Raw genomic sequence first — 13,714 nt, 5'->3', positions numbered from 1 at the left:
GCAGGCTTCTCAATAGCCTTTACTGCCACGGCGACTTTGTCCGATAACACAACGTATGTTGCCATACAAGATGGCAGCGAAGTGAATTGGACCATTTTCTATCAATCAGGAAGTGGTGCCACCATTGATGCCAACACAGGAGTGCTAACCACTGGAGTGGATTCAGTGGGTGACATTACGGTGCGGGCTACAGGTACCTCGACTGCGTGGAGTGACACTGCCGATAAAACGATTACCGTGACCAATGCAACAGTCACATCCGTTGCGGTTACATCGGATATCGACAGTGTGGCGGCAGGCTTCTCAATAGACTTTACTGCCACAGCCACCTTATCTGATGGCACAACCCATACTGGCTTAGAGGATGGTAGCGAAGAGGACTGGACTATCGTCTCACAACCTGGAACCGGTGCGACCATCGATACTAAGACTGGGGTGCTAACCACTGGAGTGGATTCAGTGGGTGAGATCACAGTGCAGGTTAAGGGGACCTCGACTGCGTGGAGTGACACTGCCGATAAAACCATTACCGTGACCGATGCGACAGTCACATCCGTTGTAGTCACATCGAATACCGACAGTGTGGCGGCAGGCTTCTCAATAGCCTTTACTGCCACGGCGACTTTGTCCGATAACACAACGTATGTTGCCATACAAGATGGCAGCGAAGTGAATTGGACCATTTTCTATCAATCAGGAAGTGGTGCCAACATCGATACCAACACAGGAGTGCTAACCACTGGAGTGGATTCAGTGGGTGACATTACGGTGCGGGCTACAGGTACCTCGACTGCGTGGAGTGACACTGCCGATAAAACGATTACCGTGACCAATGCAACAGTCACATCCGTTGCAGTCACATCGAATACCGACAGTGTGGCGGCAGGCTTCTCAATAGCCTTTACTGCCACGGCGACTTTGTCCGATAACACAACGTATGTTGCCATACAAGATGGCAGCGAAGTGAATTGGACCATTTTCTATCAATCAGGAAGTGGTGCCAACATCGATACCAACACAGGAGTGCTAACCACTGGAGTGGATTCAGTGGGCGAGATCACGGTGCGGGCTACAGGTACCTCGACTGCGTGGAGTGACACTGCCGATAAAACCATTACCGTGACCAATGCAACAGTCACATCCGTTGCAGTCACATCGAATACCGACAGTGTGGTGGCAGGCTTCTCAATAGACTTTACTGCCACGGCGACTTTGTCTGATAGCACAACGTATGTTGCCACACAAGATGGCAGCGAAGTGAATTGGACCATTTTCTCTCAATCAGGAAGTGGTGCCACCATTGATACCAACACTGGGGTACTGAGCACAACGGCGGATTCAGTGGGTGACATTACGGTGCGATCTACAGGCACTTCTGCAGCGTGGGATAAAACCGCCGATAAAACCATTATCGTGACCGAGTTCGAGCTTTTAATGTGCGGCGCGGTTAACGACAATGACCCGACTAACGCAGCCGGGGACTGCCTAAAAGTAGCTACTGACGGAGCAACAGGAATGCTTTTCACCAGCACTCCCAGCTTAGTCGTAATGGATGCGTTGGGATACCAGGAAGCTGCGGGAAGTGCGAATATCAATGGTGGAAAAACTTATGCTGAAATTATTATTGAGAACGGAACTTATGGGCTTGTTGGGTCTTTCGCGCGCTTTGACCAGATATTGATTGGTGGCGATAACACTAGCTCTACCTCTGTGGGAGGCGTAAGCGGTCAGTATGACCGTTGGTGTAAGAATCTTAGCGATATGAACTTCAATGGAAGGGCTGATTGGCGAAGGGCGTCATTGGCTGAATTAGAGGGTTTGTATAGCGATAGAGGTGGTATGGATATTGGGTATGGTTGGCCTGCTGGCATGTCCAGCTATTGGTCAAGTACGGGGACGTGGTACACATTCTACTACATTACCTTGGGTGGAAGTGGAGGCGTCCACGATTATGCCCCGAGTTGGCCCTTCTACGCTTCGTGCGTTTCAGCTCCTTAGCTTTTAATGTTTAGCCTTTAACCTTTGCTCCCCGAAGGGGAGCATTTTGTGTTTGTCCAGCGAAGTAGGCAAACCCGTCTGCCTGAAAAAAGGCAGAATCGCCCCGTCTGAGGGGAAGATTATTCGAATGGCAAGGGCGTCATAATCCGGTGCTCAGGGGATTTGTAAACTACTTCAAGGTAGCGAATATAAGCCAAATACTGAAACCGTTAACTGGTTGGATACGACGAAGGCTAAGCGCTATTCAGTTGAAGTTGTGGAAGAAAGTGTTAAAACTTCACCGCATACTAAAGCTGCGAGGTTTTAAGCCTCCGTTTTAAAATATCCTAATGACCTTCCTACCGGAATGCCGGGAGCCTATTAGCGCATTATGCGATGCCAAATAAGTGGTTCGAGGAAATGGGCTTATATCAGGTGGGCAAAGTTATGACAGGGGTCTCGCTCCTTATTGCTAAGAAATAGAAGATTACAGGAGCCGTATACGAGGTCCGTATGTACGGTTCTGTGAGAGGGATGAGGCGGTAACGCCTAACCCTACTCGATTTTTACGCTGTCGAAGGTTGGTATGTAGTTTTAATTTTAATTCTATTTTTATTGCTAATAATACGTATTGTAAATTGGAGCAATATCAACTTTTTTTGACGTCAAGATAAGCGAATCCCAATACCGCTGTAAAGCGGAATGGCAGGGAGTTATATAAGGCTCATGTGGACATTCAAGACTTATCTATGAGTGATCCTCTAATGTTCAGCCCCTTATATTTTTAAATCGATAACGGTATTGAGATACAGCATTACCGAGTGATCTTTTTCACGCTAACACGCAATTGCAGTAAAACCTCGGCTGGAGGAGGGAATAATGACTATGATAAACCCTGACTACTCAAAATGCGACAGAATCACTATTTCTCTATACAGCGATTATAATAAACCAATGGGAGAATTGTTTAATGCGATGGTTTAACTTGTTCACATGGAAACCATTAGCACTACTATTACTACTCACGGCCTGTAGCAGTATAGGTATTTCCTGGATTTATTCGTATTCACTGGTCAAAGACAAAGCGGAAAACGATTTATCACAGCGCCTTGCTTACCTAGAGTTTCAGTTTGACCGCGCACTGTTAATAATGAGGAAATTCTCTCAGATAGAGGTAAAAACCTGCTCAGCTGAGGAGTTAAGTGACTTCAAGCACTTTCAACTGAAAAACTCTGGTAGCGGTTTTATCATCTCCCACCCCGATACATTTCCTAAGTATAAATACTGCTCCAGCCTTGGCTTGCTTACGATAGGAGAACAGAAAACGTCGTCTCACCAATTGATTAAATTTGAGGATAACCATGAGCAACTTGGTATGGGGGAGTTTAAGTATAAATTGGAAGGGGTTAGTCATACTGGATTATTTTTGGGGACCAAACTGAACGGTCGTACTGATGCAATGAAAATAGACATAGACGATAGCAAGTTTTTCTTCAAAAATTTCTGCAATGAGTGTCGCTATATGTATGGCGAGTTATTTAATGGTTACCCTATTATTGAACTTGGCAGTGACTTTAGCTCCCCGTTACTGAGTATTGAAATACGCTCAGAGCGCTATCCTTTAAGCATATTAGTGAAGCTGGATTACAACTACACACTAATTAAGTCAATCGGTTCACTCTGGTGGGCTGGAATGGTTGCGCTGGCGTTCTGGCTGGCTATTTTTTTCGCCGTATTAAGTTACCGACAAAAACAAAACTCTTTGTTGAACAGGTTACAAAATGCCCTGCAGAGCGGAGAGCTCATCTCTTTCTATCAGCCAATTATTAATGTGGACTCGGGTGAAATGTACGGAGCAGAGGCATTGATCCGCTGGGTAAAGAAAGATGGCAGCATTATCTCCCCAGGTTACTTCATCGACGAGCTCGAAAGCTCTTCATTGATCACTCCTGTCACGCTTTGCCTGATAAGGCAGGTGCTTGATAATTTATCCGGGATATTAAATCAGGACCCAGAGTTAAAAATCAGTGTCAATATTGTGCCGGAGCATTTAGAGCATCCTCATTTGCTTGACGCGCTTGAATCCATGGCTGCGCAAGGGGAGCAGGTGCAGAGTCTGTCACTGGAAATAACCGAACGGCAGCCCATTTATGATATCGCAAGTGCGAAGATCCAAATTGCCCGCATAAAGGCATTAGGGTTAACCTTGAAACTGGATGACGCTGGAACGGGTTATGGTGGTATTTCGTATCTTCAAGAGTTTGACTTCGACTATATCAAGATCGATAAGATGTTTGTTGATACTCTCCATTTTGATAAGGCTTCGTCGGCGCTTGATGCGCAAATATTAATGGCAGGGCATCTCAATTTACCCCTAATAGCTGAAGGGGTTGAAACAAAGAAGCAGGCCCTGGAACTGCTTCAACGTGGAGTGCACCTGCAACAAGGGTATCTTTTTGCTAAACCAATGCCGCTGGATGACTTTATCTGCTTTTATCAAGAAGCGACAAAGCCCGATAATATTGTGAGGAAGCTCCGTCGGTAGTGCCTACGATTAATCTAAGTTTGCGACAGAACCCATTCGTTTGCGAGTCACTTTAATCATTCAAATAATGACCTATGCACAGAATCCTTTGGCCACATTACGCCCAAACACGTGATATAATCTGCCACACGTGGCTATATTAATTATAGGTAACTACATGATATTTATTGTAACCTATTGATTGTGCGCATGTAAAAAAGGCCGCTTTTGCGGCCTTTCTCATGCTTATCCGGACCTACTTATGCAAAATGATACTTCACTCAATATCCAAGCTGTCGCCCTAGAGATTGCCGAGCTTACCGATACCTTAAACGGGCATAACTATCGCTATTATGTCGATGATGCCCCTAGCATTCCTGATGCAGAGTATGACCGTCTACTTAAGCAGTTGAAAGCGTTGGAAACTGAGCACCCTGAATACTGTTTTCCTGACTCTCCGACTCAGAGAGTAGGGGGTGTTCCCCTGGCTAAGTTCGATCAAATAACGCACCTTAAACCTATGCTTAGCCTGGATAATGTCTTTAGCGATGAAGAGTTTGAAGCCTTCTATAATCGCATTAATGACAAAACTGAAACTGCACCGACATTTTGTTGTGAGCCAAAACTCGATGGGCTGGCAGTTAGCATCTTATATCGTGATGGTGTTTACGAGCGGGCGGCGACACGAGGTGATGGTAAAACCGGCGAAGACATTACCGAGAATGTCCGTACCATACGCTCTATTCCAATGAAGCTTCGCGGTGATAACTTTCCGCCGCTTTTGGAAGTGCGCGGTGAAGTGATCATGCCTAAGCAAGCATTTGATTCGTTGAATGAGCGTGCCAGAGCAAAAGGTGAGAAAGAATTCGTCAACCCGCGCAACGCAGCAGCAGGCAGTTTGCGCCAATTAGATAGCAAGATCACCGCCAGCCGCTCACTGGGTTTTTACGCCTATGCGCTAGGTGTGGTTGAGCCTGAAACTTGGGGATTGGCCGATCATCATTATGGTCAGTTGATGCAACTTAAATCTTGGGGCTTCCCTGTGAGCGCCGAGGTGAAGCAATGTGATAGCGTCAGCGATGTTATCGCTTATTACACAGATATCATGACTCGTCGCAGTGCATTGGCCTATGAGATTGATGGCGTGGTGATTAAAGTCGACAATATTGCTCAGCAACTCAAGTTAGGTTTCGTTGCCAAGGCGCCAAGATGGGCCACAGCGTTTAAGTTTCCGGCACAAGAGGAGATGACCTTACTCGAAGGTGTGGATTTCCAGGTTGGCCGCACCGGCGCCGTGACACCAGTGGCCAGATTGAAACCAATCTTTGTCGGCGGAGTGACGGTATCGAATGCGACGCTGCATAATGCCGATGAGATTGCCAGATTGGGCGTTAAAATTAAAGATACTGTGATCGTTCGCCGCGCCGGCGATGTGATCCCGCAGATTGTGGCTATCGTGGCCGAGAAGCGCCCCGATGATGCTAGTGAGATTGAATTTCCTCAAACATGTCCCGTGTGTGACAGTTTAGTCGAGCGTATCGAAGGTGAGGCAGTTGCACGCTGTACCGGTGGTCTGTTTTGTGAAGCTCAGCGAAAAGAGGCCATCAAACATTTTGCTTCTCGTAAAGCCTTAGATATCGATGGCATGGGCGACAAGGTTGTCGAGCAGCTTATCGATAAAGAATTAGTGGAGAGCCCGGCCGACCTGTTTAAGTTATCGGCTTCGGCGATCACTATGCTTGATAGAATGGGGCTTAAATCGGCAACTAACCTGGTTGCAGCCATCGAAGTCGCCAAGAAGACCACTTTTTCTTGTTTCCTCTATGCACTGGGGATCCGGGAAGTCGGTGAAGCAACCGCGGCTAACTTAGCTAATTACTTTAAGAGTTTAGACAAGCTTAAAGCGGCGAATGCTGAGGAGTTTATCAAGGTTGATGATGTCGGCACTATTGTGGCTCAGCATTTGACCCACTTCTTCGCTCAGCCTCATAACTTAGAGGTCGTCGATAGCCTTATCGAGGCTGGAGTAAACTGGCCCGTTATCGAAGAAGTCGCAGAAGAGTCGTTGTCGCTGAAGGGACAGACCTGGGTATTGACCGGCACCTTGACGCAACTTAATCGCAACGATGCTAAGGCTCAGCTGCAGGCGTTAGGCGCTAAAGTAGCGGGGAGTGTGTCTAAGAATACAGACTGTTTAGTTGCTGGTGAAGCGGCAGGCTCTAAACTGACCAAGGCGCAGGACTTAGGCATTAAGATACTGGACGAAGAGGGCTTACTCGCCTTACTCGCCGGGCAATAATGTCAGTTAGCTTTTATCCTTAGTTTTAAACGCCATCTCTGATGGCGTTTTTTATTTCCGACATTGAAAATGGCTCATTTGGCACCATATCAGTGTTAGGATATTCTAAAAGAACAATAATAGGCAAAGCGTGAACTTCAGTAATATTACCTGGCTCGACGATAAGGGCCATATCAAGCCCCCCTTGTATCTATATTTCATACTGGTATTTATCGCTCGGGGTTGGTGCATCTTTATCGCATCATTGACGCAATCCAGCGATAGAGCGGCTCTGGTAGCCATGTTTTATCCGCAAAAGTCAGATTTTATCATGGCGCTAGTGGCTGGGTTCGGTGCCTTACTCATTTATGGCGTCGTTATCGCCGAGCGAAAGCGTAAACCTCATTGGCTCATGCCTGTGTTTGCTCAACTGAAGTGGATCTTACTCTTGTTGCTGGTTATAGACGGTGCCTTGCTATTCGAGCGAACGATTAACTCTCATTATCTCTATAGCTGGAGCACCGGGCTGGATGGCTTGCTGTTATTTTGGAGCCTGATCTACCTGTTTAAGTCTAAGCGCTTAACCCATTATTTTGCAGATTGGAACAAGGATGAAGATGAGCAGGAAAACAAGCCTGAATTAGTGGAAAAGCCCTCCAATAAGTAGAGTCGGTCTATTTACTGCGATCAGTCTACTAAAATTCAAGTAAAAAAATGGCGCTGCATGTGCAGCGCCTAAAGATCTTTCACTTTTACTATTTAGTAAGAGTAGAAATACAGACTACTAAATTGTATTTCGATCCAGGAATGTTAACAAAATACCTTTTCAAATCTATTATCTATCGACAGCATGACTCGATAACAGCTCTGACATTAAGGACAATTGACAGCAACACTCTTTAAGTCGATGTGATCGGGGTGTCCACATGTCCCTAAAGAACGACTCAACTATAGCATAAAGAATATTGTATACAGTGTTCTGACTTCGGTTTATTTGTTATAAGTTATTTCTTGCGGTTATAAGTCGCTAAACTTCGAGATTCCTCTGCTAATGTAAAATCTTGTTCTTTGTTTAAGTGTTAGCAGATTGCATTAGCTGTGGTTTACTAGGTAATAGGAGGTTAAAGCTTTGTCATCCAGTGTGATTAGTGAGTATTAGCTTCAATTTGGGGGGGAAAGTTGGACCTGACAGTGATTTACTTCATTTTTTTACAATTATTTTTCATTTATTACTTAAGGTTTTTAGTTATTGCTCTATAGTTATGTCATTAAGTTCAGTGGGTTTTCGGTAACCGTATTATACTTAACTTGTTAGTCTGAACTAAAATGGAGTATGACCATTTAGCTGGAATACTTGGTTATGAAAGGCGTTGCGAAGGAGTTTTATTGGGTGGCTAAAGCCGAACAGATACACTTACCCCTATCTAAGTTACAAATTGGGCTCACTGTTAAGTTACCTCTCTCGTGGAAGAATCATCCTTTCCTGTTTAATCGTGTCGAAATTAAAGAAGAAGCCCAAATAGAACTGATTAAAAGCCTAGGAGTTCCCTATGTGATCTTGTTGTCAGGACAAGAGTTACTGCCCGAAGAAATTGAAGAAGAAGTTGTCGAGGAAGAAGTTAAACAAGTTGTAAAAGAGGTGGACCTTAAGGCGCTTGTACGTAAATCGCTTCGGCTCAGCCAACAGAGATTTGTTCAATGTGTGAATGAGAGTCGGGCAGCTTTCAGTAAAACAGGCAGTGACCCCGAAGGCGCCTATCGAAGTTCGGTGACACTAGTCGAAGAGATGCTGGACCATATGCTAGAAATCGATACGCCATTTTTAGCCTTGGTGAGTGCTGGAGAGTCGGATGCTAGTGTGACTCAGCATGGGATCTCAGTCGCCGTAGTTGCCTTGATGATAGCCAAGGCGATGGATATGTCGAAATCTGATATGCGAGATATCGCCTTAGGCTGTTTGTATCACGACATTGGTAAATTAAAAGTCCCGGATATTATACGGCGTAAGAAAGGGGCTTTGACCGAGCATGAAACCAACTTTTTGAAAAAACACCCTAACTTTGGCTATGAGATGTTGAATAAATCCGGGCTATATGATCAAGCTGTGCTGAATATAGTGCTTCATCATCATGAGTTTATCGATGGCACAGGTTATCCTGATGGTCTCAAAGGCAACAAGATACCTATGGTGACTCAAGTTGTGAGCCTAGCGAATGATTATGACAGTCAGCTTTGGGCCGAAAATGTTCGCTCCCCTCAAGTTGCTTTAGGTTACCTGTTTAAGAATCGTGCCGGTAAACATTCCGAGGCTTTAATTGCCGTATTGGTTAAAATATTGGGAATATATCCGCCAGGCACTATAGTCGAGCTATCTGATCAATCTGTGGGTAAGGTGATGATGACCACCAAAGAGGTTAAGCAACCTCAGGTTTGGGCCTGTAAACCCGATGGCAGCGAAGCGGCCTTACGATTTTTGACTAAGGAAGATGTATTAGTCGAGAAAGTGTTAAAGATCGAGGAGTTATCGGAAGGTGCGATGAAAGCGCTGCAGGCCGACATGGGGATTAGTTTTTATTTCAGTGGTGTTCCCAGCTAACGACTAGTTAATCTACTGCGTTCACTCTATGATGTGATGAGTCGATTTCAACTATAGGGTTACAGCTTGAAGATTAACACAGTGAGTATTGTCGGTTGCGGTTGGTTCGGTCTTCCTTTAGCTAAGCACCTTGTTAAACTGGGTTACCAAGTCAGTGGTAGTAAGAGGGAGAGTGAGGCTGCCAATAAACTGCAAAGTGATGGTATCCGAGGTTTTAGCTTAGATCTCGATAATCATGAGTTTAATGGACACTGTTTCGAAGTTGATAAATTATCTCAGATCGATGTAGAGTTAACATCTGAATTTCAATCACAGTTGCAAGGGTCTTTGCATACTGATGCGCTAGTGATCAATATTCCCCCATCCATAAGAAAACTTCCCCATGCTTATCTCAATCGACTCAAGTTTCTTAAGTCGCTGATGGCCAAGCATGTATACCAGCAAGTCATATTTATCAGTACCACTGGGGTATACCCAGCTACGGGAGAGCCAATGACTGAGAGTGATGCTGCGGCTCACTCGCCATCAAGCGAAATTTTACTTCAGGCCGAAAGCCTGTTTTCACAAGATTATCCTACTTGTGTATTGAGATTCTCAGGGCTGATAGGCCCTGCTAGGCATCCTGGGCGTTTCCTTGCCGGAAAGAAAGATCTGCCAGGAACGGATGCGCCGGTAAATTTAGTGCACCTCGATGATTGTATCGGCGCCGTTTCCTGTTTGTTGTCTAGTGAGCTTTTATCGCCTGTCTATAACCTATGTGCAGCGGGTCATCCCAGTCGAGCAGACTTTTATACGCGAGCAGCTCAGCACTTGTCATTAGAGGTGCCGATTTTTGGGGAAGAGCTTCAAGTAGCAAAAATCATAGATGGCAGTAAGATAACCAAGGAATTAGGCTTTAATTACCGCCATAACTCCCCCTTAGACATGTTGAATAAGTGCTAACTTAGGTTAGTTGAATATTTTTGTGTTAGACAAACTATCGGCTATGGTTGCAGTCAATTAATGATTTTATAAATAGCGTTTTTCGTTGGATTTTGTACATAAATTTTATAAAGAGTAGGAGAGACAATGGGTACTATCAAGTGGTCATTTACCGCCTTGTTTTTCGTTATGGCGAGTTTAGTTATAAGCGACAGAGTCGAAGCCAAAGACTTTGTTGAAGGCGTGGATTACGTGCAAGTGAGCGGGATCCCCGAGGCGAAATCACCGATAGTGCGGGAGTTTTTCTCCTATAACTGTCCACACTGTTATCGCCAAGACCCCATTTTCGAGGAGACGGTTGAGCTTCTCGGCGATACCATTGATTTTGAGCGAACTCCCGTAGGTGCAGGGCGTCCAAGCTGGATCTTAAGTCAGGAGGCCTATTATCTTGCGCAGAAATTTAAGATGACCCGCCAAGTCCATGGCAATCTTTTTAAGCGTATCCATGAGAAAGAGGGGCCTTTTACTAGGCCCGAACAGCTCAAGGACTTCTTCGTTAAGCAAGGCGCCGATGCAAACGCAGTGGAAAAAGCGATGAATTCGGTCGATGCAAAGTTAGCCATCTCTAACTATGATACTCAAGCCCAGTTAGCGGGGATCCGTGGGGTACCTTCACTGTTAGTGAATGGTAAATATCTCATTGGTTCTAAATCCAGGACGCCGGAAGAGTTGGCCGAGTTGGTAAAATACCTGTCAGCACTCGAAGGAGCTGATAAAAGCTAACGGAGGCTAGGTAGCTTCCTACTAATCACTTATAAAGCCCCTATGCTGAGCGATCATTGCGGGTTATAAGGTTCAGACTTAAGGAAGAATGGTATGTTAAGTAAAGAAAGTACTGGTCTAATTATCACCGACATACAAGGAAAATTGGCTCGGTTAGTTCATGATAGTGACGCTTTGGTTTCAAATTGTGCAAAGCTGATTAAAGGCGCACAAGTTCTTGGTTTACCGATAATATGGCTTGAACAAAATCCAGATAAACTGGGTTCGACGGTCGATGAACTGAGTGCTTTGTTGGCAGACCAATATCCCATTCCCAAGTTTACCTTTGACGCCTGCGAAGAGCCTCAATTTATGCAAGCGGTGCGCACTGCAAATGTAGATACATGGCTGGTTTGTGGTATTGAAGCACATATTTGTGTTTATCAAACATCATTACATCTGAAACAATTAGGTTTTAAAGTGCAATTAGTCTGTGACAGCATCTCTTCACGTACGCTCGCCAACAAAAATTTAGCAATAACTAAGCTGGTTAATCGAGGCGTCGATGTTTCGGGGGTAGAAATGTGCTTATATGAATTAGTTAAGGATTGTCGAGCAATCGAGTTTAAAGACATACTCAGTTTAATTAAGTAGTTAGGTAAACTTTATACCCGAATTCGACATCTAAGTGCACCATTTTTTCTAAAGTGTATAACGCAGTGGTCACTGGTGATATGGGCGGTGTAGCCTTATATCTGCCCAATTGCCCGGCCTTATCTAAGAGCGTTGTAAGCAGCGTGAATTCGTTATCTCGCTCGTATTGTTTTTAGAGGTTGTTCTCTTCGGTCCAATCTTTAAGTTTTTCTAGTATGTCTAATGCGGTACGACCAAAATCTGTGATCTCATAGGTGACTGCAATCGGTCGAGTACAGATCACTTCTCTGATCACTAGCCCTTGGTTTTCTAATTCTTTAAGGCGCTGATCGACCATTTTCTTACTCGCACCACCTAGCATTCGAGATAATTCATTAAAACGCACAGGTCCATCTTTCAGGTGCCAGAGAATTGAAGCCTTCCACTTTCCGCCTAAAATTCGCATACCTCGCTCAATCAGGCAGGGTTCTTCGCAACTTTCTAGATTTATTTTTTTAATATTGTTCTTTGTTTTTAAAGTGTTTTCCATATTTATTCCAATCTAGTCAGCCTGGTTACTAAAAGTATACTGGTTGCTTTAATTCGCCACTCTAGCAAAATGTAACACAACAACCAATGATAACTTGTTATATGGAAGCCAATAGATGTCAATGCTCGTCTCTTACGATCCAATCAATCGAATAGCACTCGGTGAAGTGCCGATAACAACCGCTGAAAAAATACCAGCTGTGGTTAAACAAGCAAAGAATGTCCAAAAGGCATGGGCTGCCTTGTCCCTAAACGAGCGTCAACAGAAAGTGACCTTGGCATATGAACATCTAGTTAAAGTCCAAGAGGCGCTTACGCTTTTGATCAGTAAAGAGATGGGAAAAGACTATCGTAGAGCCAGTTATGAGGTCGGTGGTACGATTCAAAATAGCGATTATTTTTGCCAAGAAATAGCACATGCACTTGCACCTGAGCCGAAGGGACATGGGGTTGAACTGCAATATCGCCCCTTAGGTGTAGTCGCGGTTATTTCACCTTGGAATTATCCGCTAGCAATGGCAAATAATTTACTGCTTCCGGCATTAATGGCGGGTAACAGTGTGGTGTTAAAACCGTCAGAAGAAACGCCATTGGTGGCGGATCTTTTTGTCAAAACACTCAATGAGGTATTGCCTGCAGGGGTGTTACAAGTTGTTCATGGTGATGCCGTTACCGGAAAGTCGCTCGTCAATGCCGATATCAATATGGTGGCATTTACAGGCTCGCTCGCGGCTGGAAAACACATAATGGCCAGCGCCGCGTCATCGCTAAAACGGCTAGTCATGGAGCTAGGGGGTAACGATCCCATGATTGTGATGGCCAGCGCAGATATTGATGAAGCGGTGCAGTTTGCCGTAGCCAGTTCGTTCGAAAATGCAGGCCAGATGTGCACTTCAACTGAGCGGGTATATGTCGATGCACGCGTAGCAGATGAGTTTGAACAAAAGGTAGTCGCGCTTGCCAGTCGTTATCGAGTCGGCACGTGGGACCAAAACAACGTTAATATTGGTCCTATTGTGAATCAGAAACAGCATCTAAGTGTCATTAATCAGCTTAAAGATGCAGAGGCTAAAGGTGCTAGATTCCTGTTAGGCACTGCAGACTATGAGCCGCCTTTTATACAGCCAACTGTCGTTGCCGATATCACACCTGACATGTGCTTAGAGCGTGACGAAACCTTTGGCCCCATAGTCGCGATTAGTCGTTATAAGCATATATCAGAGGCGATCGAGCGTGCTAATGCTAGCCAATATGGCTTAGGTGCGACGGTATTTGGTGGCGCAGGTGCCCCTGCCGTTGCCGAACAAATGGAAGCCGGTATGGTGGGAGTTAACCAAGGTGCAGGTGGGGAGGGGCCTTGGGTAGGTGCTAAGCAAAGTGGTTTTGGCTTTCATGGCACCGCCGCGGGACATCGACAATTTTCTCAGGTACGCGTTATCAGCAAATAAGGCCACTCATCAATTCAAGTGGACTG

The 13,714-nt window shown here is 45.1% G+C and carries 11 protein-coding genes; 10 read left to right on the top strand and 1 reads right to left on the bottom strand.

Annotation, left to right across the window (positions count from 1 at the left end; all coding sequences use genetic code 11):
• From FS373_RS31745 to FS373_RS30115, 9 genes are all read left to right on the top strand, one after another.
• Nucleotides 1-1,998: hypothetical protein (locus tag FS373_RS31745; protein WP_227993406.1), on the top strand; the 1,998-nt coding region annotated here is incomplete at its 5' end.
• Between the two features lie 149 nt (nucleotides 1,999-2,147).
• Nucleotides 2,148-2,318, top strand: a complete 171-nt coding sequence (locus FS373_RS32830; RefSeq protein WP_416221778.1) for a group II intron maturase-specific domain-containing protein — start codon at nucleotides 2,148-2,150, stop codon at nucleotides 2,316-2,318.
• A gap of 629 nt (nucleotides 2,319-2,947) precedes the next feature.
• The gene (locus tag FS373_RS30145; RefSeq protein WP_144046040.1) at nucleotides 2,948-4,522 is read left to right on the top strand and encodes an EAL domain-containing protein; all 1,575 of its coding nucleotides are present in this window, start codon (nucleotides 2,948-2,950) and stop codon (nucleotides 4,520-4,522) included.
• A gap of 241 nt (nucleotides 4,523-4,763) precedes the next feature.
• Entirely contained in the window at nucleotides 4,764-6,800 is a 2,037-nt protein-coding gene (gene ligA, locus FS373_RS30140; protein ID WP_152831395.1) for an NAD-dependent DNA ligase LigA, read from the top strand.
• Between the two features lie 130 nt (nucleotides 6,801-6,930).
• Nucleotides 6,931-7,446 carry a DUF2919 domain-containing protein gene (locus FS373_RS30135; RefSeq protein WP_144046041.1) on the top strand — a complete coding sequence of 172 codons (516 nt, stop codon included), beginning with the start codon at nucleotides 6,931-6,933 and terminating at the stop codon, nucleotides 7,444-7,446.
• A 723-nt stretch (nucleotides 7,447-8,169) separates the two neighbouring features.
• Nucleotides 8,170-9,375 carry an HD-GYP domain-containing protein gene (locus tag FS373_RS30130; protein WP_144046042.1) on the top strand — a complete coding sequence of 402 codons (1,206 nt, stop codon included), beginning with the start codon at nucleotides 8,170-8,172 and terminating at the stop codon, nucleotides 9,373-9,375.
• 66 nt (nucleotides 9,376-9,441) lie between these two features.
• Nucleotides 9,442-10,317 carry an SDR family oxidoreductase gene (locus tag FS373_RS30125; RefSeq protein WP_152831391.1) on the top strand — a complete coding sequence of 292 codons (876 nt, stop codon included), beginning with the start codon at nucleotides 9,442-9,444 and terminating at the stop codon, nucleotides 10,315-10,317.
• Between the two features lie 168 nt (nucleotides 10,318-10,485).
• Nucleotides 10,486-11,079, top strand: a complete 594-nt coding sequence (locus FS373_RS30120; RefSeq protein WP_144048923.1) for a thiol:disulfide interchange protein DsbA/DsbL — start codon at nucleotides 10,486-10,488, stop codon at nucleotides 11,077-11,079.
• A 93-nt stretch (nucleotides 11,080-11,172) separates the two neighbouring features.
• A complete protein-coding gene (locus FS373_RS30115) occupies nucleotides 11,173-11,712 on the top strand; it encodes an isochorismatase family protein (RefSeq protein ID WP_144046044.1) in 540 nt (179 codons plus the stop codon).
• A gap of 172 nt (nucleotides 11,713-11,884) precedes the next feature.
• Here FS373_RS30115 and FS373_RS30110 read toward each other — a convergent pair whose 3' ends face one another.
• Nucleotides 11,885-12,241, bottom strand: a complete 357-nt coding sequence (locus FS373_RS30110) for a winged helix-turn-helix transcriptional regulator (RefSeq protein WP_144046045.1) — start codon at nucleotides 12,239-12,241, stop codon at nucleotides 11,885-11,887.
• Between the two features lie 115 nt (nucleotides 12,242-12,356).
• On the opposite strand from FS373_RS30110, the gene FS373_RS30105 reads away from it, so the two are divergent.
• Complete coding sequence (locus tag FS373_RS30105) at nucleotides 12,357-13,688, top strand: aldehyde dehydrogenase family protein (RefSeq protein WP_144046046.1); 1,332 nt, start codon at nucleotides 12,357-12,359, stop codon at nucleotides 13,686-13,688.
• Nucleotides 13,689-13,714: the final 26 nt, after the last annotated feature.

The organism is Shewanella sp. YLB-07, from assembly GCF_009377275.1.
This window is presented reverse-complemented; position numbering and strand designations above follow the sequence as displayed.

Coding starts and splice junctions, on each gene's coding strand:
- FS373_RS30145 (WP_144046040.1), top strand. CDS start 2,948: ATGCGATGGTTTAACTTGTTCACATGGAAACCATTAGCACTACTATTA.
- ligA (WP_152831395.1), top strand. CDS start 4,764: ATGCAAAATGATACTTCACTCAATATCCAAGCTGTCGCCCTAGAGATT.
- FS373_RS30120 (WP_144048923.1), top strand. CDS start 10,486: ATGGCGAGTTTAGTTATAAGCGACAGAGTCGAAGCCAAAGACTTTGTT.
- FS373_RS30115 (WP_144046044.1), top strand. CDS start 11,173: ATGTTAAGTAAAGAAAGTACTGGTCTAATTATCACCGACATACAAGGA.
- FS373_RS30110 (WP_144046045.1), bottom strand. CDS start 12,241: ATGGAAAACACTTTAAAAACAAAGAACAATATTAAAAAAATAAATCTA.
- FS373_RS30105 (WP_144046046.1), top strand. CDS start 12,357: ATGTCAATGCTCGTCTCTTACGATCCAATCAATCGAATAGCACTCGGT.